Below are 21,959 nucleotides of genomic sequence, written 5' to 3'. Positions count from 1 at the left end.
CTGCACGTATCGACTTTCCGTCCCTCTGTGTCCCAATCCGAAGAGTGGCGGAAAAGCGCTCAGGCGCCCGACGCGCCCGTCTCGGCCCGCCTCCGCCCCACCTGCGTCCGCACCGCTCCCATGCTCGCCGCGATGACCAGGGCGATGGCGACCGCCTGGGAGGGCGCCAGGGTCTGGTCCAGGATCAGGAAACCCGCCGTGGCGGCGATCGCCGGTTCGAGGCTCATGAGGATGGCGAAGGTGGAGGCGGGGAGGCGGCGCAGGGCGAGGAGTTCGAGGGTGTAGGGGAGGACGGAGGAGAGGATCGCGACCGCCGAGCCCAGTGCGATGGTCACCGGGTCGAGGAGCTTGCCGCCCGACTCCGCGAGGCCCAGCGGCAGGAACAGCAGGGCCGCCACCGCCATGGCCAGCGCCAGCCCGTCCGCCTGCGGGAAGCGGCGGCCCGTACGGGCGCTGAAGACGATGTAGGCGGCCCACATGGCGCCCGCCCCCAGTGCGAAGGCGACGCCGGCCACGTCGAGGTCGCCGAAGCCTCCGCCGCCCAGCAGGAAGACCCCGAGGAGGGCCAGGCCCGCCCAGACCGCGTTGATCGCGCGGCGGGACGCCAGGACGGAGAGGGTGAGGGGGCCCAGGACCTCCAGGGTGACCGCGGCTCCCAGGGGGATGCGGGCCACCGCCTCGTAGAAGAGGCCGTTCATGGCGCCCATCGTGATGCCGAAGACGATCACCGTGCCCCAGTCGGTGCGCGAGTGGCCGCGCAGCCGGGGACGGCAGACCAGCAGCAGGACCAGTGCCGCCGCCAGCAACCGCAACGTCACCACACCGAGCGCCCCGGCCCGGGGCATCAGGGTCACCGCGAGGGCGCCGCCGAACTGCACCGAGATGCCGCCGGCCAGCACCAGCCCGACCGGCCCGAGAGAGCCGAACCCGCCGGACCCGCCGCCCGGAGCGGAACGGAGGCCTCCGGTGGGGGCGGCAGACGGGGAGGAGGTGGTGGTGGCGCGGGAGGTGCTCACGGGGCGGTCCTGGGGTGGCTCGGATCAGAGATCGCGATCGTCCATCACGATGTACTTCCGAGTCCAGGGTAATGGACTGCCTCGTCGCGGAACAGGGGGCGGCCGTCGGGAAGGGCGGTGGGCATCGCGGGCCCCGGCGCATACGGATCCCAGGTGCCGTGAGCGTCGTAGGCTCCGTACGCGGGCTGGGCCCAGACCCCGGCGGCGGCGTACGCGTCCTGGCCGTTTCCGTAGTCGTGGCCGTACCCGTTGCCGTACACGTCCCCGTTGCCGTAGCCGTGGCCGTTTCCGTGGTCGTGGCCGTTTCCGTGGTCGTGGCCGTACCCGCTCGCGCTCCCGCCCCCACCCCCGCCCTCATACGCGTTCGCCCCCTGCTGGGTGTCGTACGACAACGGCAGCCGCAGCTCCCCCGTGTCCATCACCGCGTTGTTCTGCGACCGGTGCAGTCGCGCGTACGCGCCACCCCGCGCGAGGAGTTCCTCGTGGCGGCCGGTCTCCACGATGCGGCCCCGGTCGACGACGAGGATGCGGTCGGCGTCGGGGGCGAGGTTGAGGTCGTGGGTGATCATGATGGTGGTGCGGCCGGTCATCAGACGGCGCAGGGGCTTCACCACGCGGCGGGCCGCCATCGCGTCGAGGCCGGTGGTGGGCTCGTCGAGGACAAGGACCGGGGCGTCGCGCAGGATCGCGCGGGCGATCGCCAGGCGCTGGAGCTGGCCGCCGGAGAGGCGGGCGGAGTTGGGGTCGACCTTGGTGTCGTAGCCGTCGGGGAGCCGCACGATGAAGTCGTGGGCGTCGGCCGCCTTCGCCGCCTCCTCGATCGCCTGGTCGCTGGCGCCGGACCGGCCGCAGGCGATGTTGGCGCGGACCGTGTCGTGCAGGACGAGGGTCTCCTGGGGCAGCAGCGTCACGTACTCGCGCAGGCGGGAGAGCGGGAAGTCCCGGAGCGGGACACCGTCCAGGAGCAGGTCGCCCGCGTCGGGGTCGTAGAAGCGGAGCAGGAGCTTGGAGACGGTGGACTTGCCCGCGCCGCTCGGGCCGGTGATGATCACCAGCTCGCCGGGGTTGACCGTGAAGGAGAGGCCGCGCAGGGCGGGCTTCTCCGTCTCCGGGTAGCCGAAGGAGACGTCGCGCACCTCGACCGTGCCGTAGGGGCGGCCGGTCTCCGTGCCCTGCCGGGGGTCGGTGACCGAGGGCTTCACGTCCAGGATCTCGATCAGCCGCTCGGCGCCCGCGGTGGCCGCGGTGACCGTGAGGCCGAGCTGGGCCAGGCCGCGTACGGGCGGGTAGAGGTAGCCGAGGAAGGCGGAGAAGGCGAGGAGCTGGCCGAGGGTCATACGGCCGGTGGAGATCTCCCAGGCGCCGATGCCGATGACGGCGAGGACGCAGACCGTCTCTATGACCTGCACCAGTTGCTCGTACGCCTCGTTCAGCCGGGTCGAACGGACCGAGGCGCGGAACCAGGCGGTCGCCTCCTCGTTCAGCCGGCGGCGTTCGGCGTCCCGGCGGTCGTAGGCCTGGGTGAGGACGATGTTGCCGAGGGACTCCTCCACCACCGAGGTGATGGCGCCGTCGGCGACCCGGCCCTCGCGTGAGACGTCCTTGATGGCGCCGGAGAAGCGGCGGGCCGCGAGCCAGAAGAGGGGGGCGAGGACGAAGGTGGCGGCGGCCAGGTCCCAGCGCAGCCAGAAGGCGGCGACCGCGTAGAACAGCGCGCTGAAGGCGGCGGACGCGGCGCCCACCAGCCCGGACACGACCATCGTCTCGATCGCCTCGACGTCGCTGGTCAGACGGGACAGCAGATCGCCCTGGCGGTGGCGTTGGAAGAAATGGGGCGGCAACTGCTGGACGTGGTCGAAGACATGCTCGCGCAGCCGCATCACGAAGCGTTCGGTCGCCCAGGCGGCGAGGGAGTTGCCCGCGTACGCGACGGCGGCGCCGACCGCCGCGATGCCGAGCCACTTCACGGCCGGGGACCAGAAGGCGCCGAGCGACCCCTTCTGCAGGGCGTTGTCGGTGAGGTCGCCGAAGAGCAGGATGGCCTCGGTCTCGGCGAGGGCGGCGGCCACCGTGCACAGCCAGACGATCAGCAGCCAGCGGCGCAGGCCTCTGGTCAGCGGCCAGAAGCGGCGGAATGCGGTGCGGGCCGGAATGGTGGGCGTGTCCTCGTATTCGAGCTCCTCGCCGTCTTCGTCATCCATATGCATTTCCCGCTCCCTTTTCGCTTTCCGCTTTCCGTCGCCAGAATTACCGGAATCAAGAAAAGGGGTCGACGGTGCACCATCGACCCCTTTTTCTTTATCGCTCCGTCAGCCGGGTCGGCCGGTTCAGCGGTCCTGGCCGGGCAGCGGCTTGGGGGCCGGGCGGTGCTTCTTCTTCGGCTTCGGCGGGGGCGGGGGCGGAAGCTGCTTCGACTTCGGCTTCGGGGGCAGCGGGGCCAGCTTCTTGAGGCTCATTTCCGACTCCTTTGTGTCGCGCTGTACTTGAGGTGCTGAATTCCGTCTCCGGAACCCGACACCGAGAAACTTACACGCTTCTCATGTTCCGCAACGGCAAAAATGGCAAAGGAGCGCTGTGAATACCCTTGGAGAAGCTGGGATTTGCTTTGAGAACCCGGACAATGCTGAGAGAATCCTGAGAACGGCCTCAGCGGCGGGCCATGTAGAGGTCGAGTGCCTTGTGCAGCAGGCGGTTCAGCGGGAAGTCCCACTCACCGAGGTACTCGACGGCCTCGCCGCCCGCGCCCACCTTGAAGCGGAGCAGGCCGAGGAGGTGGTTGGACTCCTCCAGGGTGTCGGTGATGCCCCGGAAGTCGTAGACGGCGGCGCCGAGTTCGTGGGCGTCGGTCATCATGCGCCACTGCATCGCGTTGTTGGGCTGCACCTCGCGCCTGCGGCTGGTGGAGGCGCCGTAGGAGTACCAGACATGGCTGCCCACGGTGAGCATGGTGGCGGCGGCGAGGACGTCGCCCTCGTGGTGGGCGAGGTACAGCCGCATACGGTCGGGGTGTTCGGCGGTGAGCGCGGTCCACATGCGCTGGAAGTAGGACAGCGGGCGCGGGATGAACCGGTCGCGCTCGGCGGTCTCGGAGTAGAGCTCGTAGAAGGCGGGCAGTTCCTCGTGGCCGCCGCGCACGACCTTCACACCGGCCTTCTCCGCCTTCTTGATGTTGCGCCGCCACTGCTGGTTGAGGCCGCGGTGGATGTCCTCCAACGAGCGTCCGGCGAAGGGCACTTGGAAGACGTAGCGGGGCTGTCCGGCCGCGAAGCCGTCCTCGCCGCCCGGCTCGGTCTGCTGCCAGCCCATACGGCGCAGCCGGTCGGCGAGGTCGAAGGCGGCCGGTTCGGACGTGGTCGCCTCCGCCTCCCGCAGCCGGCGCGCGCCCGGGTCGGCGATGGCCGCCTTCACCGCCTCCGCGCTCCAGCGGCGGACGGCGACGGGCGGGCCCATCTTCACTGAGAAGGCACCCCGCCCCTTCAGATACGCCAGCAGCGGATCCAGCCAGCGCTCCAGGTCGGGCGCGTGCCAGTCGATGACCGGCCCTTCCGGCAGGTACGCCAGGTATCTCTTCAGCTTCGGCAGTGGTCGCAGCAGCACCAGCCCCACCCCGGTGATCCGCCCCTCCACGTCGAACCAGCCCAGGCTCTCCGCCTGCCAGTCGGGCTTCACGTCACCCCAGGACGGCAGCTGCATATGGCTCACCGACGGCCGGGTAGCGACGAACGCCAGGTGCTCCGCACGGGTGATGGGCCGAAGGGTCAGGGTCATGCGCGTGGCTCCTCGGAGGGGAGTGGCTGGTCACCTCAGCCTACGAAGCCGTCCTGCCGTCCCGTGGGCCCCACGCCCCGCTCCTTCTCCAGCGCTTGTGCCAGCACCTCCGCCAGATGCCGCCCCCGTACCCCGGCCAGCTGTGCCAGCTGCGTGCGGCAGGAGTAACCGTCCGCCAGGACCACCGTGCCCTGCTCCGCCGCCCGGACCGACGGCAGCAGCTGTTCCTCCGCGCAGGCCTTCGACACCTCGAAGTGGCCCTTCGTGAAGCCGAAGTCGCCCGCGAGCCCGCAGCAGCCGCCGCTGAGTTCGCCGGTGAGGCCCGCTGCCGCGCGCAGGCGGCGTTCGGGGCCGTCGCCGAGGACCGCGTGCTGGTGGCAGTGGGTCTGGCCGGCGACCGGACGGTCCACGAACGGCGGGGTCCAGTCGGGCGCGTACCGCTCCAATGCCTCCGCGAAGGTGACCACCCGGTCCGCGAGGCGCGCGGCACGCGGGTCGTCGTGCAGCAGTTCGGGCAGGTCGCCGCGGAGGGTGGCGGCGCAGCTGGGTTCGAGGACGACGACGGGGGCGGAGGTCCCGAGGACCGGTGCCATCAGGTCGAGGGTGCGGCGCATGACCTTGCGGGCGTGGTCGAGCTGGCCCGTGGAGACGTACGTCAGCCCGCAGCAGACCGGGCCCCGGGGCGGCGGCGCCACCCTCAGCCCGGCCGTCTCCAGGACGCGTACGGCCGCCCGGCCGACGGAGGGTGAGAGGTGCTCGGTGAAGGTGTCCGGCCAGAGGGCGACCGGCTGCCCGGTGCCGGGGGCCGGCGTGCCCCTGCGTCGCCACCACCGGGTGAACGTCTCCCCCGCCACCCTCGGGATCTCCCGCTCCGGCGCGATCCCGCCCAGCCGCCGGGCCGCCCGGGCGAGGGGCCGTATGCGCGCGAGGGTGTTGAGCAGGGGCGCGGTGCGGGTACGGGCGACCCAGCGCAGCCACAGCGGGAGCCGGCCCATCGCGTAGTGGGCGGCCGGGCGGCGGCGCCCCCGGTAGTGGTGGTGCAGGAACTCCGCCTTGTAGGTGGCCATGTCGACCTCGACCGGGCAGTCGGAGCGGCAGCCCTTGCAGCCGAGGCACAGGTCCAACGCGTCCCGGACCTCGGTGGACCGCCAGCCGTCGGTGATCAGCTCGCCCGCGAGCATCTCGTGCAGCAGCCGGGCCCGCCCGCGCGTGGAGTGCGCCTCCTCACCGGTCGCGCGGAACGACGGGCACATGACGGCCGGGCCCGCCGTCACCGTCGTACGGCACTTCGCCACGCCGACGCACCGGCGCACCGCGGCGGTGAAGTCGCCGCCGTCGGCCGGATAGCCGAAGGCCACGTCGACGCTCTCGCGGGGCAGGGGCGAGAAGCGGAGGTTGGTGTCCAGCGGTGCCGGGCGCACCAGCATGCCGGGGTTGAGGAGGTCGTCGGGGTCCCAGACGCCCTTGGCGCGCTCGAAGAGGGCGACCAGTTCGGCGCCGTACATCCGGGGCAGCAGCTCGGCGCGGGCCTGCCCGTCGCCGTGCTCCCCGGAGAGCGAGCCGCCGTGCGCGACGACCAGGCCGGCGAGTTCCTCGGAGAAGCGGCGGAAGCGGCCGATACCCGCCTCGGTGAGCAGGTCGAAGTCGATGCGTACGTGGATGCAGCCGTCCCCGAAGTGGCCGTACGGGGTGCCGCGCAGGCCGTGGGCGGACAGCAGCGCCCGGAAGTCGCGCAGGTAGGCGCCGAGCCGGGCGGGCGGTACCGCGCAGTCCTCCCAGCCGGGCCAGGCCTCGCTGCCGTCCGGCATACGGGTCGCCGTGCCGGAGGCGTCCTCGCGGATGCGCCACAGGAGCCGCTGGGCGGCGTCCTCCGTGACCACCAGGGCGTCCAGGACGTCGGCGGCGCGGACGACGGCGTCCGCACGCGCGCGTGCCTCCCGCGGGGTGTCCCCGCCCATCTCGACGAAGAGCCAGGCGGTCCCCCGTGGCAGCCCGGTCGCCGTGGAGGGCACCAGGTCGGCGGCCATGCCCTCCACGGTGAGCGGGCGGTGCGGCAGCAGGCCCGCGGCCGCGTCGGCGGCGGCGCTCTCGTCGGGGTAGCCGAGCACCGCCAGGGCACGCGCGCGGGGTGCCTCGACCAGCCGTACGACCGCCTCCGTCAGCACGCCCAGCGTCCCCTCGGAGCCGCAGAAGGAGCGGGCGACGTCGGCGCCCTTCTCGGGGAGCAGGGCGTCCAGCGCGTACCCGGAGATACGGCGGGGCAGCTCGGGGAAGCCGGTGCGCAGACGGGCCAGCTCGCCGTCCACCAGGGCGCGCAGGCCGTCCGGGGCGCCGGACCAGCCCTTGCCGAGCCGCAGCCGCCGCCCGCGCGCGGTCAGCACCTCCAGTTCGTGGACGCTGTCCGCCGTCGTCCCCCAGGCCACCGAGTGCGAGCCGCAGGAGTTGTTGCCGATCATCCCGCCGAGGGTGCACCGGCTGTGCGTGGAGGGGTCCGGGCCGAACCGCAGGCCGTGCGGGGCCGCCGCCGCCTGCAGCCGGTCGAGGACCAGGCCCGGCTGCACGACCGCCGTACGGGAGCCCGGGTCCAGCTCCAGCAGCCGGTTCATGTGCCGGGTGAAGTCCAGCACCACGCCCGTCCCCGTCGCCTGCCCGGCGATCGACGTACCCCCGCCGCGCGCCACCACCGGTACTCCGTGCGCCCGGCACACCTCCAGCACCGCCGCCACGTCGTCGGCGTCCCTGGGGGCGACGACCCCCAGCGGGACACGCCGGTAGTTCGACGCGTCCATGGTGACCAGCGCGCGGGAGGTGACGTCGAACCCGACCTCGCCCCGGACGGCGGCACGCAGCTCCGCTTCGAGATCCCTCATGCCTCCAGCAAAGCAGCCCCTTGGTCCATGCCGGGAGAAACGCCGTCTCACCCGACGGACCACGTTTCGCCCAGGTTTCCCCAGCCGCTAACCTCCCCTTCGTGGCTGAGATCCAGATTCCTGCTGACATCAAGCCCGCCGACGGTCGATTCGGCGCGGGTCCCTCCAAGGTGCGGGTGGAGGCGCTGGACGCGCTGGCCGCCACCGGTACGTCCCTGCTGGGCACGTCCCACCGCCAGGCCCCGGTGAAGAACCTCGTGGGCAAGGTCCGCGAGGGCATCTCCGAGCTGTTCCAGCTCCCCGAGGGCTACGAGGTCGTCCTCGGCAACGGCGGCTCCACCGCCTTCTGGGACGTCGCCACCCACGGTCTGATCGAGAACAAGTCCCAGCACCTCAACTTCGGCGAGTTCTCCTCGAAGTTCGCCAAGGCCGCGAAGCTCGCCCCCTGGCTGGCCGAGCCCACCGTGATCGCCTCCGACCCCGGCACCCACCCCGAGGCCCGGGCCGAGGCGGGCGTCGACGTCTACGCCTTCACCCACAACGAGACCTCCACCGGCGTCGCCATGCCGATCAAGCGGGTGGCCGGTGCCGACGAGGGCGCCCTCGTCCTCGTGGACGCCACCTCCGGCGCGGGCGGCCTCCCGGTCGACATCGCCGAGACCGACGTCTACTACTTCGCCCCGCAGAAGTCCTTCGCCTCCGACGGCGGCCTGTGGATCGGCGTGTTCTCCCCGGCCGCGATCGAGCGCGCCGAGCGGATCCACGCGAGCGGCCGCCACGTCCCGGAGTTCTTCTCCCTGCCGACGGCGATCGACAACTCCCGCAAGAACCAGACGTACAACACCCCGGCGCTCGCCACCCTCTTCCTGCTCAACCAGCAGCTCGAGTGGCTCAACGGCCAGGGCGGTCTCGCCTTCTCCACGGCCCGTACGAAGGACTCCTCGACCCGCCTGTACGGCTGGGCGGAGGAGTCGAAGTACGCGACCCCGTTCGTCTCCGACCCGGCCAAGCGCTCCCAGGTCATCGGCACGATCGACTTCTCCGACGAGATCGACGCCGCGGCCGTCGCCAAGGTGCTGCGCGCCAACGGCGTCGTCGACACCGAGCCGTACCGCAAGCTCGGCCGCAACCAGCTGCGCGTCGCGATGTTCCCGGCGATCGACCCGGCCGACGTCGAGGCGCTGACGAAGTGCGTCGACTACGTGATCGAGAAGCTGTAGCCGGCCGGTCTCAGCCCCGTCGCCGCAGCCGCCGCAGTCCGAAGAGGGCGGCGGCTGCGGCGGCCACGGCGACGGCGCCGACCTTGAAGCCGTCGCTGGACGTGCCGCCGCCTCCGCTGTCGCCGGACGCGGAACTCCCGTTCTCGGACGGGGACTTGCCGGACGAGGCGCCGCTGGGCGCGTCCTCCGCCGTCACCGAGCTGTCGGCGCCCTCACTGCCGTACATCAGCTTGGTCCCGTCGGCGGAGTAGCTGACGGACTCGCCCTGCCCCTGCAACGGCACGTCCAGCCGCCCCCGGCGCTTGATCTTCCCGCCGTTCCAGTCGTAGTAGATGCCGCCGAAGTAGCCGCGTACGGCGAGCTGCCGGCCGTTGGGCGAGAGGGCGGCGTCCGTCGCCCACAGGTCGACGGTGGCGACGGGCTTGAAGATGTTGCTGCCGGAGGAGGAGAGCCGGGCCGGGCCCTCGTACAGATGCCCCCCGTCCTCCTTCTTGTCGATGATGTAGACGCGCCCGGTCTTGGGGTGGACGAGGAGGGACTCGGCGTCCCGGGGCCCGTTCGCGTACTTGACGACGTACTGCGTGGCCGTGACGGTCTGGTTCTTCAGCACCTTGGGCTCGGGTAGCCGGTAGATCCAGACGTAGGACCACGAGCCGCCGAGGTTGTCGCCGATGTCACCGATGTAGATCTGGTTCCCCGGCCCGATGGAGATGGCCTCGACGTCGCGCGGTGAGCCGATGCCCTTCAGGGTCAGCGTGGCGACGGTCTTCCCGGTCCGGCTGTCCACGGCGTAGATGTACGGCCCGTCGTCGCTGTCGTTGTGCGTCCAGTAGATCCCCGGGTGGAGACGGGAGGCGGCGAGGCCGCTGGACTCGGTGATCCTCGGGTCCTTGACGGTGAATCCCTGGTCGCCGTCGGCGGCGGAGGCGGGCGCGGTGAGCACACCCGTGAGCAGGACCCCGGCGAGCAGGGCGAACGGTCGGCGCATGGGTGCAAGCCTGCCATCCCAAAGGACGGTTGACCGGCGGACGGCCGACCGGAGCCAAGTGGGTGGCGTGGTGGGCCTCACACCCCACCCGGGCCCGTGATCGTCCATCATGAGCGGATGCTTAGGTTCATGCCCGTCGGTGACTCCATGACGATCGGCAGTGCGGGCGAGCACACATGGCGTTACCGGCTGTGGCAGCACCTGTGCGCCACCCACGGCGGCCCCTTCACCTTCGTCGGCCCCCGCGAGACGCTCTACGACAAGTCGACGGACGCCCCGACCTCGTACGCCTACGCCGACCCCGACTTCCCCCGCGCTCATCTGGCCGGCTGGGGCGAGGGCTGGGCGCACATGGCCCCGCTGATCGGCGAGGCGGTGCGCGACTCCCGGGCGGACGTGCTCCTGGTCTCGCTGGGCCTCATCGACCTCGGCTTCTACACGAACGCCGAGCAGACGGCGGAGAACGTCCGCCGCTTCGTGGCGCGGGCGCGGGAGGTGAAACCGCGGGTGCGAATGGTGCTGCTGCCGGTGATCCCCAACATCCGGGCGGAGGATGAGGCCTCCTTCGCGGACGAGGTGGCCCGGTTCAACGAGTCGCTGGCGAAGGCGGCGGCCGACCTGGACGAGCCGACGTCCTCGCTTCTGCTGGCCTCGGTCCCGGAGTCGTACGACATCCACAGCGACACCTACGACGGCACCCACCCCAACGAGAGCGGGGAGCGGAAGCTGGCGGGGGCGTTCGCGGAGGCGATGTGGCAGGGGTGGGGGGTGGGCGGGGAGTACCGCCCGTGACCCGGTGACCGTGCGTATCGTTGTACCGCGCGGCTGCATCGGTCCGTGGGGCAGCCGGGGAGGAGCGCCACGATGACCGTCCTTGAAGACAGGATCGAGATGGCCGACGCCGACGCCAACACCGAGCGTTTGGACGAGTGGTTCGAGCGTCTTGAGCGCATGCCCGTCCCCGAAGGATTCAGGGTCGAGATCGTCGGGGGCAACGTTTTCATGACGCCGCAGCGGAACACGCATTGGCAGATCATCCGCCGGTTCCTGTGGGCCGTCGAGGACAGGTTCGGGCGAGACGTCATGGTGTTCTCCGACGTCCGCATCGATTTCCCGGGCCACCAGAACGGTTTCTGCCCGGACGTCGCCATGCTCAGAGACTCGGCGAAGCCGGATGACAAGGGCCACTGGCGGTACCAGGACGTCGAGTTCGTCGCAGAGGTCATCTCCCAGGGAACGGCTGCCAACGACTACGGCCCGAAGAAGACCGCCTACGCGGACGCCGAGGTCCCCGTCTATATCGTCGCCGATCCCTACCAGGGGCGGTGCTACGTCTACACCGACCCCAAGGACGGCGACTACGAGAACAGGACTCCGGTGGACTTCGGCGCCGACATCGACCTGACCGGCACAGTGGTCGACCTCGTCCTCAAGACCGACGACTTCCCCCGCGACTGACTACCGTCGGCGGGGAGGAGCGCCACGATGACCGTCCTTGAAGACAGGATCGCGATGGCCGAGAGCGACAACACGAGCACGCTCGACGAGATGTTCGAGCGACTCGAGACGATGCCCGTCCCCGAGGGATACAAGGTCGAGATCGTCGAGGGGACCGTCTTCATGTCGCCACAGCGGGACACCCACTGGGAGATCATCGCGGACATCTACGAGCAGCTGCGGACCAAGTACCCCCGCAAGCGCGTGAAGTCCGACGTGCGTGTCGACTACCCGGGGCACCTCAACGGATTCGCGACCGATGTGACGGTGATGGCCGAGGGCGCCGCCAAGACGGAGGACGGCCGCTGGCGGTACGAGGACGTGGAGTTCGTCGCCGAGGTCATCTCCAAGGGCACCGCCCCCAACGACTACGGCCCGAAGAAGAGCGCCTACGCCAAGGCCGAGGTGCCCGTCTACCTCGTGGCCGACCCGTATCAGCGCCGCTGCCACGTCTACACCCACCCCAAGGGCGACGACTACGCGACCGAGACGAAGGTCGACTTCGGAGACGACGTGGACCTCACCGACACCGTGGTCGGGCTGACGCGCACCACCGGCGAGTTCCCCCGCGACTGACCCCTTCGGTCGCTTGCATAGAGCGCACTCCAAGCCGTTGGCTAGGACCCCATGGAGTACACGCAGCTCGGACGTACCGGACTCAAGGTCAGCCGACTCGTCCTCGGCACCATGAACTTCGGCCCGCAGACCGATGAAGCGGACAGTCACGCGATCATGGACGCGGCACTGGACGCGGGTATCAACTTCTTCGACACCGCCAATGTGTACGGGTGGGGCGAGAACAAGGGCCGTACGGAATCGATCATCGGCAACTGGTTCGCCAAGGGTGGTGAGCGGCGGGACAAGGTCGTGCTCGCCACCAAGGTGTACGGCAACATGGCCGCCGACGGCGAGGCGTGGCCCAACCACGACAAGCTGTCGGCGCTGAACATCCGGCGGGCGGTCGACGCCAGCCTGAAGCGGCTGCAGACCGACCACATCGACGTCTACCAGTTCCATCACGTCGACCGCAGCACCCCGTTCGAGGAGATCTGGCAGGCCATCGACGTCCTCGTCCAGCAGGGAAAGATCCTCTACGTCGGGTCCAGCAACTTCCCCGGGTACAAGATCGCCCAGGCGAACGAGATCGCCGCCCGGCGCGGTGGCACGATCGGCCTGGTCAGCGAGCAGTGCCTGTACAACCTCGCCGAGCGCCGAGCCGAGATGGAGGTCATCCCGGCCGCGCAGGAGTACGGGCTCGGGGTCATCCCCTGGTCGCCGCTGCACGGCGGACTGCTGGGCGGGGTCATCAAGAAGACGGCCGAGGGTGGACGCAGGGCGAGCGGCCGGGCCGCCGACTCCCTCACCGACACCGCCGTCCGCGACCAGATCCAGGCCTACGAGGACCTCCTCGACAAGCACGGCCTCCAGCCCGGCGAGGTCGCGCTCGCGTGGCTGCTCACCCGGCCCGGTGTGACCGGTCCGATCGTGGGTCCGCGCACGGCCGAGCAGCTGGAGTCCGCCGTGCGGGCCGTGGAGCTGGAGCTGAGCGAGGAGCTGCTGAGCGGTCTCGACGAGATCTTCCCGGGGCCGGGGCCCTCCCCGGAGGCCTTCGCCTGGTAGCGGACGGCACGACGAGGGCGGCGGCGGCGCGGGGCTACCTCCCGACCGCCGCCGCCACCGCCACCACCACGAACATCAGCACAAGCGCACCGGCCATGATCCGGTTCCGGGTTTTCGGGTCCACGTACCCGAGCCTAACCGGCCCCGCCGGGGAGCCGTCCGAGTGCCCAGCGGTCGACGGCCTCGTAGCGGGGCTGCTCCCCGGGCACCCCGGACGTCGGCAGGTTGCTGCGCACCAGCACCAGCTCGCCGACCGTCCAGGTGCTGCTCGCGAATCCAGTGAGCAACTCCACATACGGTCCCACGTCCACCGCGTCCCGGCTCCTGGCCACCGTCAGATGGGCCTTGTACCGACGGTGCTCCCCCATCGGCACGCCCGCCTTCCGCGCCGCCGCCTCCGCGCGTTCGGCCAGCAGCCGCAGGGTCGGCAGATCACCCCCGGCCCCGGCCCACAGTGCCCGGCCGTGACCGAAGTGGCCGCCGCCGCGCAGTGCCAGCGGGAAGGACGGCGTACGGCCGGCCGCGCGCTCCAGACGGGCCGACAGCTCCGGTACGAGTTCCTCGTCGACCTCCCCGTAGAAGGCGAGGGTGAAGTGCCAGCCGGGGCGGCCGGTCCAGCGCAGCGCATCCGCGCCGGGGAGCTTCTTCAATTCGGCCACTTCGGCGGCGAGTTGCTCGGTCACGTCCCTCGGGGGCAGCACAGCGGCGAAGAGTCTCATAAGCACCAGAGTGTCATCGGCGGGCTGCCATCATGAGGCGATGGAGATCGACATCAGAGAAGGCGGCCCCGACGACATCCCCGTGATACTCGGCATGCTCGACAGCTCGGTGGAGTGGCTCGTCGCGCAGGGGCGGACGCGGCAGTGGGGCACCACACCGTGGTCGGAGAACCCCAGGGCCGTGGCGATGGTCCACCGGTACGTCGCGGAGAGCTCGCCCTTCATCGCCGAGGTCGGCGGTGTCCCGGCGGCCACCCTCACGCTCAGCAAGGCGCCGGGCCCGTACCTGGAGCCCGCCGACGAGCCCGAGCGGTACATCCATCTGCTCGCCTCCGACCGCCGCTTCAAGGGCCACGGCGCCGGCGCCGCGCTGCTCGCGCACGCCGTCGAGGAGACCCGTCGCGCCGGGGTCTCCCTGCTGCGGGTGGACTGCTACGCGGGCGACGACCGCAAGCTGGTCGCCTACTACGAGAGCAACGGCTTCACGCCGACGGAGGCCTTCACCTACGGCGAGGACGACTGGCCGGGGCAGGTGCTGGCCCGGAGGGTCCTGTAAGGGCGCTGAAGGCCCAGGACCCTCCGGGGGGTGGCTCAGGCCACCGCCGCGAGCTCCTCGGGCCGCTCACGGGGGACGAACCGCACCTGCGGATGACCGTGGTGCCAGCCCACCGACAGGCGCAGGCCGCCGATGCGGGCCAGGACCAGGCCGATGGTGACGGCGGCGGCGGCCGAGACGACACCGCCGAGGGCGAAGCCGACCCGGGGGCCGTAGGTGTCGGTGATCCAGCCGACGACCGGGGCGCCCAGCGGCGTACCGCCCATGAAGACCATCATGAACAGGGCCATCACCCGGCCGCGCATGGCCGGGTCTGTGGCCATCTGGACCGCGGTGTTCGCGGTGACGTTGACCGTCAGCCCGAAGATCCCTATCGGGACCATGAGCACCGCGAACAGCCAGTACGACGGGGCCAGCGCGGCCACGATCTCCAGCGCGCCGAATGCCGCGGCGGCGGCGATCAGCACGCGCAGCCGGGCCGTGCCGCGCCGGGCGGCGAGCAGGGCGCCCACCAGGGAGCCGACCGCCATGAGCGTGTTGAAGAGGCTGTAGGCGCCGGCTCCGGCGTCGAAGACGTCGTCGGCGTAGGCGGAGAGCCAGACGGGGAAGTTGAAGCCGAAGGTGCCGATGAAGCCGACCAGGACGATCGGCCAGATCAGGTCGGGGCGGCCGGCGACATAGCGCAGGCCCTCCCGCAACTGGCCCTTCCCCCGCGGCGCGCGCTCGACGACGTGCAGTTCGCGGGCGCGCATGAGGAGCAGGCCGGCGATGGGCGCGACGAAGGACAGGCCGTTGAAGAGGAACGCCCAGCCGGTACCGACACCGGTGATCATGACGCCCGCGACGGCGGGGCCGACCAGGCGGGCGGACTGGAAGTTGGCCGAGTTCAGGCTGACCGCGTTCTGCAGCTGCTCCGGGCCGACCATCTCGGAGACGAAGGACTGGCGGGCCGGGTTGTCGACGACCGTGGCGAGACCGACGGCGAAGGCGGCGACGTAGACGTGCCAGATCTGGACGTGGCCGGTCAGGGTCAGGGCGGCGAGCGCGAGGCCGGTGACGGCCATCGACGCCTGCGTGACCAGCAGCGCGGGGCGCTTGGGCAGGCGGTCGACGAGGACGCCGCCGTACAGGCCGAAGAGCAGCATCGGCAGGAACTGCAGGGCGGTGGTGATGCCGACGGCCGCGGAGGAGCCGGTGAGGCTGAGCACCAGCCAGTCCTGGGCGATGCGCTGCATCCAGGTGCCGGTGTTGGAGACGACCTGGCCGATGAAGAAGAGACGGTAGTTCCGGATCCTCAGCGAACTGAACATCGAGGACTTGCGCCTGGGGGTGGACGGGGAGTCGAGGGTGGTCGGTGCGGGGGCGGAAGCTGCTCCGGATCCCGTACTCAAAAGGGTCGCCTCCTAGCGAAACGGACTCAGGTGGTCAGAGGTGTGCGAGCTTCTCCAGCACGGGGGCGGCGGCGCGCAGCTTGGCCCACTCGTCCTCGTCGAGGCCGTCCACCAGGCCGGCCAGGAACGCGTTGCGCTTGCGGCGGCTCTCCTCGAGCATCGCCTCGGCCTGCTCGGTCCTGGTCACGACCTTCTGGCGCCGGTCCTCGGGGTGCGGCTCCAGCCGGACCAGCCCCTTGGCCTCGAGCAGCGCCACGATGCGGGTCATCGACGGCGGCTGCACGTGCTCCTTGCGGGCGAGTTCGCCCGGGGTGGCGCTGCCGCACAGGGACAGGGTGCCCAGCACCGACATCTCGGTGGGGCTCAGCGACTCGTCGACACGCTGGTGCTTGAGTCGACGGGACAGGCGCATCACGGCGGAGCGCAGGGCGTTCACGGCGGCAGCGTCGTCGCCATGGGTAAGGTCCGGCATGTTCTTTAGCGTAACTCATTACTCTCGCTAAAGACCACCGGGACACGCCCAGATGACCGTGACCCTGGCCACTGAACCCCAACATCACTCATATGGGTGATCCCTGTGCGGAACGTGACGCACCGCACCGAAGGGTGCCGCGACCCTCTTACCCATGGGGACCAGCGTGCTCAGCCTGCGGATAGAACACGAGCTGCTCGAACGGCTCCGCCTCCACGCCGCCAAAAGAGGAATGAGCGTCCAGGACTACGTGGTCCGGACGCTCATTCGGGACGACTTCGACGAGCGGTTCCAGACCGCCGTCGAGGAGACGGAGAGGTTCTACGGGGTCACGTGACCCCCTGCCGTCAGGTGAGGCCGAGGGCCGGCATCAGGTAGTAGAAGGCGAACACGGCGGAGACCACGTACATCGGTACGGGGATCTCGCGACCGCGGCCGGCCGCCAGGCGCAGCACCACGAAGGTGATGAAGCCCATACCGATGCCGTTGGTGATCGAGTAGGTGAACGGCATCATCACCATGGTCACGAAGGCCGGCATGGCGAGGGTGTAGTCGGCCCAGTCGATCTCCGTGACCGAGCCCGCCAGGATCAGGAAGCCGACCGCGAGCAGCGCCGGGGTGGCCGCCTGGGACGGGACCATGGTGGCGACCGGGGTCAGGAACAGGGCCACCGCGAACAGCGCACCGGTGACGATGTTGGCGAAGCCGGTGCGGGCGCCCTCGCCGACGCCGGCGGTGGACTCGACGAAGCAGGTCGTGGCCGAGGAGGAGCTGGCGCCGCCCGCGGCGACCGCGATGCCGTCCACGAAGAGCACCTTGTTGATGCCGGGCATCTGGCCCTGCCCATCCGTCAGCTTGGCCTCGTCGCTGACGCCCATGATCGTGCCCATGGCGTCGAAGAAGCAGGACAGCAGCACGGTGAAGACGAACAGGATGCCGGTCAGCACGCCGACCTTGCCGAAGCCGCCGAACAGGCTGACCTTGCCGATCAGCCCGAAGTCGGGGGTGGCGACCGGGTTGCCGGGCCACTTCGGGGTGGTGAGTCCCCAGGTCGGCACCTTGGCGACGGCGTCGACGACGAGCGCCAGTACGGTCATCGACACGATCGAGATGAGGATCGCCCCGGAGACCTTGCGCACGATCAGCGCGAGGGTGAGCAGGGTGCCCAGGATGAAGACCAGCACCGGCCAGCCGGTGAGGTGACCGCCGACGCCGAGCTGGAGCGGGACGGTGGTCTGGGCGACGTCCGGGATACGGGTGATGAAGCCCGAGTCGACGAGCCCGATCAGCATGATGAACAGGCCGATGCCGATGGAGATGGCCTTGCGCAGGCTGTAGGGCACGGCGTTCATGACACGCTCGCGCAGTCCGGTCGCGACCAGCAGCATCACGACGAACCCGGCGAGCACGACCATGCCCATCGCGTCGGGCCAGGACATCCGCGGCGCGAGCTGGAGGGCGACCACGGAGTTGACGCCGAGGCCCGCGGCGAGGGCGATGGGCACATTGCCGATCACACCCATCAGCAGCGTGGTGAAGGCGGCGGTCACGGCGGTGGCGGTGACCAGCTGGCCGTTGTCGAGCTGATGCCCGTACATGTCCTTCGCGCTGCCCAGAATGATCGGGTTCAGCACGATGATGTACGCCATCGCGAAGAAGGTGGCGAAACCGCCCCGGATCTCGCGCGACAGCGTGCTGCCCCGCTCGGAGATCCTGAAGTAGCGGTCGAGCGCCCCGTACGCGGGCGACTTGCCCGGCTGTTCCGGGGCGGGGACCTTGGCGGGGGCCGAGGTGGGCATGCGGGACCTTTCATCACCAGTGGACGTCCCCCGAGCCCGGTTGGTGTTTTCCTACGAACAGAAGCTGCCAAAGACAAACGGTTTCAGTATGAAGATATAACTCCCCGAGCGCCATCTCCGCGCGTAGACCTGACCGCCTCGTAAGCTGTGCCCATGACGAAGTGGACCCCCAAGCACGAGGCACCGGAGCCCCTGGAAGGCCCCGTGGTCGCCACCATCACCGGCGGCACCATCCTCTGGTTCGTCCTCTTCCTCGTCCAGCTCCCCTTCTACCGCTGGTACGACGACCACGGCCACACCTGGTGGCTCTGGACCTGCCTCGCCGGCGCCGCCCTCGGCCTGATCGGCATCTGGTACGTCCGCAAACGAGACACCGCCCTCAAGAGGGCGGCGGCGGTCCAGCCGACGCCCACTGAATAGCTCCCGCAAGCTGCAGTCGCCCCGCCGGGGTCTGGGGCGGAGCCCCAGGGCGCGGCAACCTCTTGACCCACCGAGTCGGGTTGGTGGGTGGGTGGGAAACGGGGTCCAGAGGCGGAGCCCAGCGGCAGCGGCACCGTACGACCGACGCAGGACCCCCCTCATCCCCAGGTCGGAGATTGCCCCCACTCGGCAGGTGAAGCCATAAATCCGCACGTACCGTCGATTGCATGACGCATATCGACGCGGGCGCCGAACTGGACGCGCCGACGCGGGCCCGCGGCCTGACCGCGGCCGAGGTGGCGGAGCGCACCGCGCGCGGGGAGGTCAACGACGTCCCCGCCCGCAGCAGCCGCTCCCTCCCCGACATCGTCCGCGCGAACGTCCTCACCCGCTTCAACGCGATCATCGGCGTCCTCTGGCTGATCATGCTGTTCGTCGCACCGATCCAGGACAGCCTCTTCGGTTTCGTCATCCTCGCCAACACCGGCATCGGCATCCTCCAGGAGTGGCGCGCGAAGCAGACCCTGGACTCGCTGGCCGTCATAGGCGAGGCCAGGCCGACCGTCCGCCGCGACGGCGTCGCCACCGAGGTCGGCACCTCCGAGATCGTGCTGGACGACCTCATCGAGATCGGCCCGGGCGACAAGGTCGTCGTGGACGGGGAGTGCGTCGAGGCCGACGGCCTGGAGATCGACGAGTCACTGCTCACCGGCGAAGCCGATCCCGTGGTGAAGGCCCCCGGCGACCAGGTGATGTCCGGCAGCTTCGTCGTCGCGGGCGGCGGCGCGTTCCGGGCGACCAAGGTCGGCCGCGAGGCGTACGCCGCCCAGCTCGCCGAGGAGGCCTCCCGGTTCACGCTGGTCCACTCCGAGCTGCGCTCCGGCATCTCGACCATCCTGAAGTACGTCACCTGGATGATGGTCCCGACCGCCGTCGGCCTCGTGATCAGCCAGCTCGTGGTCAAGCAGCACGGCTTCAAGGACTCCATCGCCCGCACCGTGGGCGGCATCGTCCCCATGGTCCCGGAGGGGCTGGTGCTGCTCACCTCCGTCGCCTTCGCGATAGGCGTCATCCGGCTCGGCCGCAAGCAGTGCCTGGTCCAGGAACTCCCCGCCATCGAGGGCCTCGCCCGCGTCGACACCGTCTGCCTGGACAAGACGGGCACGCTCACCGAGGGCGGCATGGACGTCACCGAGCTGCGTTTCGTCAACGGCAGCGACGAGACGTACGTACGGCAGGCCCTCGGCGCCCTCGGTGAGTCCGACCCCCGCCCCAACGCCTCCCTCAAGGCGATCATCGACGCCTACCCGGACAGCGAGGAGTGGCGGTGCGTGGAGTCGCTGCCCTTCTCCTCCGCCCGCAAGTACAGCGGCGCCACCTTCAGCGAGGGCGACGGCGAGACCAGCACCTGGCTGCTGGGCGCCCCCGACGTCCTCCTCCCGCCCGACGACCCGGCGCTGGCCGAGACCGAGCGCCTGAACGAGGCGGGTCTGCGCGTCCTGCTCCTGTCCCGCGCGGCCGGCGACCTGGACGATCCCGAGGTCACCGCGCAGGCCACGCCCACCGCCCTGGTCGTACTGGAGCAGCGGCTGCGCCGCGACGCCGCCGAAACCCTGCGCTACTTCGCCGATCAGGACGTGCGCGCCAAGGTCATCTCGGGCGACAACGCGGTCTCCGTCGGCGCCGTCGCCGCCAAGCTCGGCCTGGACGGCACGGCGGTCGACGCGCGCCGGCTGCCCGCCGAGCGGCACGAGATGGCGAACGCCCTCGACGAGGCCACCGTCTTCGGCCGGGTCAGCCCGCAGCAGAAGCGGGACATGGTCGGCGCGCTCCAGAGGAACGGGCACACGGTCGCGATGACCGGCGACGGCGTGAACGACGTACTGGCCCTGAAGGACGCCGACATCGGCGTGTCGATGGGGTCGGGCTCCGAGGCCACCCGCGCGGTCGCGCAGATCGTGCTGCTGAACAACAGCTTCGCCACGCTGCCGTCGGTGGTCGCGGAGGGCCGGCGCGTCATCGGCAACATCACCCGGGTCGCGACCCTGTTCCTGGTGAAGACGGTCTACTCGGTGCTGCTGGCCGTCCTGGTGGTGTGCTGGGGAGTCGAATACCCCTTCCTCCCCCGGCATCTGACCCTGCTGTCCACCCTCACCATCGGCATCCCCGCCTTCTTCCTCGCCCTCGCGCCCAACAAGGAACGCGCCCGCCCCCATTTCGTACGGCGTGTGATGCGGTACTCGGTCCCGGGCGGGCTGGTGGCCGGGGTGGCGACCTTCGTGATGTATCTGATCGCCCGGCACCACTACACCGGCGAGGGCGCCCTGGACGCGGAGACGAGCGCGGCCACACTGACGCTCTTCCTGATCTCCATGTGGGTCCTGGCCGTCATCGCCCGCCCCTACACCTGGTGGCGGGTGGTGCTGGTGGCCTCGATGGGGGTGGCGTTCCTGTTCGTCCTCGCCGTACCCGCCCTGCAGACCTTCTTCGCCCTGAAGCTGGTGGGCATGACGATGCCGTGGACGGCGGTGGCCGTTGCCGCGGTGGCGTCGGTCGCCCTGGAGTTCCTGTGGAAGTGGGTCGACCGGCGCTTTCCCGCCTAGCGGTCTCCCAGGAAACGCCCGGAAGCAGACGGAACGCTTCGACCCCAGGACGCCGGGGGCGTCCTGGGGCCGAATGCGTCATACCGAATGCTTACTGCACGTCGACGTAGTCACCCGTGGCGTTGACCGCCGGGGTCGTCGTGGTGCCCGCGAAGCTGTAGCGGTAGTAACCGTCGACCGACGCGGTGGTCGTGGTCTTCAGGCTGCCGGTGGAGTCCGACGTGATGGTCTTCAGCGTGGTGTAGGTGCTGGAGCCCTTCTTGCGGAACTGGAGCTTGACGGACTGGCTGGTGTAGCCCGCGTACTTGGCGGTGTCCCAGTTGGCGCGGGACAGCTTGCCGGTGACCGTGATGGTCTTGCCCTTCTGCACCGGCTCCGGCGCGGCGTTGACCGTCAGCTTGGAGTAGCGCTGCAGCTTGAAGGCGCCGACCGGGTCCTGGACGACGACACCGACGTTGTCCAGGTTCGGGTCGCTCTGGTCCTCGCCGTTGAAGGCGACCGCGAAGCCGGCGACCTTCCAGGAGCCGGCGTCCTCGTTCAGCAGCTGCGCCGGGTCGATCTCGACCGTGGTCGTGCAGGAGGCGACGGTGGCGGAGGAGGCGGTGCAGGTGGCGTCGTCGCTGACGAAGTCCCAGTCGGACTCCTCGAACGACGTGCCGCGGTACAGGTCGACGGCCGCGAAGAAGTCGGAGGCGGTGATGTCGACGTCCGCGCCGTGGGTCAGCGTGAACGAGGCCGGGACCTTGACCACGTTGGTGGTGCCGACGGCGATGTTCTTGCCGTTGTTGACCTTCACGTTCGAGAAGGAGGCGTCGAGGACGTACGGCTCACCGTCCACGGTGCCGGTGTACGTCGTGTTGCCGGAGGCGGAGTGGGCGGCCTTGAAGGCGCCGGCGACATCCGCGGGAACCTTCGGGGCGTCAGCGGCCTGGGCGGCCGGCACGGCGAAGGCGGAAAGGGCCAGGGCGCCGGAGACGGCGGCCACGGTGGCACGAATGCGCATTGCGTTCCCCTGATGGA

Annotated in this window: 20 protein-coding genes; 9 read left to right on the top strand and 11 right to left on the bottom strand. The window is 70.4% G+C overall.

What is annotated here, in order from left to right:
- Positions 1 to 59 precede the first annotated feature (59 nt).
- From ACZ7L0_RS33755 to ACZ7L0_RS33735, 5 genes are all read right to left on the bottom strand, one after another.
- Positions 60 to 1,016: an EamA family transporter gene (locus tag ACZ7L0_RS33755; RefSeq protein WP_471246343.1), complete on the bottom strand. Its 957-nt coding sequence runs from the start codon at positions 1,014 to 1,016 to the stop codon at positions 60 to 62.
- Between the two features lie 44 nt (positions 1,017 to 1,060).
- Positions 1,061 to 3,223 carry an ABC transporter ATP-binding protein gene (locus tag ACZ7L0_RS33750; RefSeq protein ID WP_471246342.1) on the bottom strand — a complete coding sequence of 721 codons (2,163 nt, stop codon included), beginning with the start codon at positions 3,221 to 3,223 and terminating at the stop codon, positions 1,061 to 1,063.
- Between the two features lie 120 nt (positions 3,224 to 3,343).
- Positions 3,344 to 3,472, bottom strand: coding sequence for a hypothetical protein (locus tag ACZ7L0_RS33745; RefSeq protein ID WP_471246341.1), 129 nt, complete (start codon positions 3,470 to 3,472; stop codon positions 3,344 to 3,346).
- A gap of 190 nt (positions 3,473 to 3,662) precedes the next feature.
- On the bottom strand, positions 3,663 to 4,784 hold the full coding sequence (locus tag ACZ7L0_RS33740; protein WP_471246340.1) for a lipid II:glycine glycyltransferase FemX: 1,122 nt from the start codon (positions 4,782 to 4,784) through the stop codon (positions 3,663 to 3,665).
- A 35-nt stretch (positions 4,785 to 4,819) separates the two neighbouring features.
- Positions 4,820 to 7,654: an FAD-binding and (Fe-S)-binding domain-containing protein gene (locus ACZ7L0_RS33735; RefSeq protein ID WP_471246339.1), complete on the bottom strand. Its 2,835-nt coding sequence runs from the start codon at positions 7,652 to 7,654 to the stop codon at positions 4,820 to 4,822.
- Positions 7,655 to 7,755: 101 nt separating this feature from the next.
- On the opposite strand from ACZ7L0_RS33735, the gene serC reads away from it, so the two are divergent.
- The gene (serC, locus tag ACZ7L0_RS33730; RefSeq protein ID WP_471246338.1) at positions 7,756 to 8,874 is read left to right on the top strand and encodes a phosphoserine transaminase; all 1,119 of its coding nucleotides are present in this window, start codon (positions 7,756 to 7,758) and stop codon (positions 8,872 to 8,874) included.
- 10 nt (positions 8,875 to 8,884) lie between these two features.
- Here serC and ACZ7L0_RS33725 read toward each other — a convergent pair whose 3' ends face one another.
- Positions 8,885 to 9,862, bottom strand: coding sequence for a WD40 repeat domain-containing protein (locus ACZ7L0_RS33725; RefSeq protein WP_471246337.1), 978 nt, complete (start codon positions 9,860 to 9,862; stop codon positions 8,885 to 8,887).
- A gap of 117 nt (positions 9,863 to 9,979) precedes the next feature.
- Here ACZ7L0_RS33725 and ACZ7L0_RS33720 point away from each other — a divergent pair, with 117 nt between their 5' ends.
- The 4 genes from ACZ7L0_RS33720 (at position 9,980) to ACZ7L0_RS33705 (ending at position 12,979) form a co-directional block, all read left to right on the top strand.
- The gene (locus tag ACZ7L0_RS33720; RefSeq protein WP_471246336.1) at positions 9,980 to 10,654 is read left to right on the top strand and encodes an SGNH/GDSL hydrolase family protein; all 675 of its coding nucleotides are present in this window, start codon (positions 9,980 to 9,982) and stop codon (positions 10,652 to 10,654) included.
- Between the two features lie 72 nt (positions 10,655 to 10,726).
- Positions 10,727 to 11,320, top strand: a complete 594-nt coding sequence (locus ACZ7L0_RS33715; protein WP_471246335.1) for a Uma2 family endonuclease — start codon at positions 10,727 to 10,729, stop codon at positions 11,318 to 11,320.
- 27 nt (positions 11,321 to 11,347) lie between these two features.
- Positions 11,348 to 11,935 (top strand): Uma2 family endonuclease, encoded by a 588-nt coding sequence (locus ACZ7L0_RS33710; RefSeq protein ID WP_471246334.1) that lies wholly within the window; start codon positions 11,348 to 11,350, stop codon positions 11,933 to 11,935.
- A 51-nt stretch (positions 11,936 to 11,986) separates the two neighbouring features.
- On the top strand, positions 11,987 to 12,979 hold the full coding sequence (locus ACZ7L0_RS33705; protein ID WP_471246333.1) for an aldo/keto reductase: 993 nt from the start codon (positions 11,987 to 11,989) through the stop codon (positions 12,977 to 12,979).
- 134 nt (positions 12,980 to 13,113) lie between these two features.
- On the opposite strand, the gene thpR is transcribed toward ACZ7L0_RS33705, so the two are convergent.
- Positions 13,114 to 13,698, bottom strand: coding sequence for an RNA 2',3'-cyclic phosphodiesterase (thpR, locus tag ACZ7L0_RS33700; RefSeq protein ID WP_471246332.1), 585 nt, complete (start codon positions 13,696 to 13,698; stop codon positions 13,114 to 13,116).
- Between the two features lie 40 nt (positions 13,699 to 13,738).
- On the opposite strand from thpR, the gene ACZ7L0_RS33695 reads away from it, so the two are divergent.
- Complete coding sequence (locus ACZ7L0_RS33695; RefSeq protein WP_471246331.1) at positions 13,739 to 14,254, top strand: GNAT family N-acetyltransferase; 516 nt, start codon at positions 13,739 to 13,741, stop codon at positions 14,252 to 14,254.
- 35 nt (positions 14,255 to 14,289) lie between these two features.
- Here the strand turns inward: ACZ7L0_RS33695 and ACZ7L0_RS33690 are convergent, their stop codons facing one another.
- Both ACZ7L0_RS33690 and ACZ7L0_RS33685 read right to left on the bottom strand, forming a co-directional pair.
- On the bottom strand, positions 14,290 to 15,645 hold the full coding sequence (locus tag ACZ7L0_RS33690; RefSeq protein WP_471246330.1) for an MFS transporter: 1,356 nt from the start codon (positions 15,643 to 15,645) through the stop codon (positions 14,290 to 14,292).
- A gap of 34 nt (positions 15,646 to 15,679) precedes the next feature.
- Positions 15,680 to 16,117, bottom strand: coding sequence for a MarR family winged helix-turn-helix transcriptional regulator (locus tag ACZ7L0_RS33685; RefSeq protein ID WP_471246329.1), 438 nt, complete (start codon positions 16,115 to 16,117; stop codon positions 15,680 to 15,682).
- 154 nt (positions 16,118 to 16,271) lie between these two features.
- Between ACZ7L0_RS33685 and ACZ7L0_RS33680 the strand changes: the two genes are divergently transcribed.
- Complete coding sequence (locus tag ACZ7L0_RS33680; RefSeq protein WP_471246328.1) at positions 16,272 to 16,454, top strand: ribbon-helix-helix protein, CopG family; 183 nt, start codon at positions 16,272 to 16,274, stop codon at positions 16,452 to 16,454.
- A 10-nt stretch (positions 16,455 to 16,464) separates the two neighbouring features.
- Here ACZ7L0_RS33680 and ACZ7L0_RS33675 read toward each other — a convergent pair whose 3' ends face one another.
- Positions 16,465 to 17,916 (bottom strand): NCS2 family permease, encoded by a 1,452-nt coding sequence (locus tag ACZ7L0_RS33675; RefSeq protein WP_471246327.1) that lies wholly within the window; start codon positions 17,914 to 17,916, stop codon positions 16,465 to 16,467.
- A 153-nt stretch (positions 17,917 to 18,069) separates the two neighbouring features.
- Between ACZ7L0_RS33675 and ACZ7L0_RS33670 the strand changes: the two genes are divergently transcribed.
- Positions 18,070 to 18,336, top strand: coding sequence for a DUF2530 domain-containing protein (locus ACZ7L0_RS33670; protein ID WP_471246326.1), 267 nt, complete (start codon positions 18,070 to 18,072; stop codon positions 18,334 to 18,336).
- Between the two features lie 227 nt (positions 18,337 to 18,563).
- On the top strand, positions 18,564 to 20,939 hold the full coding sequence (locus ACZ7L0_RS33665; protein WP_471246325.1) for an HAD-IC family P-type ATPase: 2,376 nt from the start codon (positions 18,564 to 18,566) through the stop codon (positions 20,937 to 20,939).
- Between the two features lie 91 nt (positions 20,940 to 21,030).
- On the opposite strand, the gene ACZ7L0_RS33660 is transcribed toward ACZ7L0_RS33665, so the two are convergent.
- Positions 21,031 to 21,942, bottom strand: a complete 912-nt coding sequence (locus ACZ7L0_RS33660; RefSeq protein ID WP_471246324.1) for a hypothetical protein — start codon at positions 21,940 to 21,942, stop codon at positions 21,031 to 21,033.
- Positions 21,943 to 21,959 lie beyond the last annotated feature (17 nt).

Source organism: Streptomyces sp. NPDC039424 (genome assembly GCF_055639495.1).
The sequence above is the reverse complement of the archived record's forward strand: the minus strand, read 5'-3'. Positions and strand labels throughout refer to the sequence as shown.

Excerpts from the sequence above, each read along its gene's own strand:
- ACZ7L0_RS33680 (WP_471246328.1), top strand. The coding sequence starts at position 16,272 with ATGGGGACCAGCGTGCTCAGCCTGCGGATAGAACACGAGCTGCTCGAA.
- ACZ7L0_RS33720 (WP_471246336.1), top strand. The coding sequence starts at position 9,980 with ATGCTTAGGTTCATGCCCGTCGGTGACTCCATGACGATCGGCAGTGCG.
- ACZ7L0_RS33705 (WP_471246333.1), top strand. The coding sequence starts at position 11,987 with ATGGAGTACACGCAGCTCGGACGTACCGGACTCAAGGTCAGCCGACTC.
- ACZ7L0_RS33735 (WP_471246339.1), bottom strand. The coding sequence starts at position 7,654 with ATGAGGGATCTCGAAGCGGAGCTGCGTGCCGCCGTCCGGGGCGAGGTC.
- ACZ7L0_RS33685 (WP_471246329.1), bottom strand. The coding sequence starts at position 16,117 with ATGCCGGACCTTACCCATGGCGACGACGCTGCCGCCGTGAACGCCCTG.
- thpR (WP_471246332.1), bottom strand. The coding sequence starts at position 13,698 with ATGAGACTCTTCGCCGCTGTGCTGCCCCCGAGGGACGTGACCGAGCAA.
- ACZ7L0_RS33665 (WP_471246325.1), top strand. The coding sequence starts at position 18,564 with ATGACGCATATCGACGCGGGCGCCGAACTGGACGCGCCGACGCGGGCC.
- ACZ7L0_RS33710 (WP_471246334.1), top strand. The coding sequence starts at position 11,348 with ATGACCGTCCTTGAAGACAGGATCGCGATGGCCGAGAGCGACAACACG.
- ACZ7L0_RS33745 (WP_471246341.1), bottom strand. The coding sequence starts at position 3,472 with ATGAGCCTCAAGAAGCTGGCCCCGCTGCCCCCGAAGCCGAAGTCGAAG.
- ACZ7L0_RS33670 (WP_471246326.1), top strand. The coding sequence starts at position 18,070 with ATGACGAAGTGGACCCCCAAGCACGAGGCACCGGAGCCCCTGGAAGGC.
- ACZ7L0_RS33660 (WP_471246324.1), bottom strand. The coding sequence starts at position 21,942 with ATGCGCATTCGTGCCACCGTGGCCGCCGTCTCCGGCGCCCTGGCCCTT.
- ACZ7L0_RS33715 (WP_471246335.1), top strand. The coding sequence starts at position 10,727 with ATGACCGTCCTTGAAGACAGGATCGAGATGGCCGACGCCGACGCCAAC.
- ACZ7L0_RS33750 (WP_471246342.1), bottom strand. The coding sequence starts at position 3,223 with ATGCATATGGATGACGAAGACGGCGAGGAGCTCGAATACGAGGACACG.
- ACZ7L0_RS33740 (WP_471246340.1), bottom strand. The coding sequence starts at position 4,784 with ATGACCCTGACCCTTCGGCCCATCACCCGTGCGGAGCACCTGGCGTTC.
- ACZ7L0_RS33695 (WP_471246331.1), top strand. The coding sequence starts at position 13,739 with ATGGAGATCGACATCAGAGAAGGCGGCCCCGACGACATCCCCGTGATA.
- ACZ7L0_RS33725 (WP_471246337.1), bottom strand. The coding sequence starts at position 9,862 with ATGCGCCGACCGTTCGCCCTGCTCGCCGGGGTCCTGCTCACGGGTGTG.
- ACZ7L0_RS33675 (WP_471246327.1), bottom strand. The coding sequence starts at position 17,916 with ATGCCCACCTCGGCCCCCGCCAAGGTCCCCGCCCCGGAACAGCCGGGC.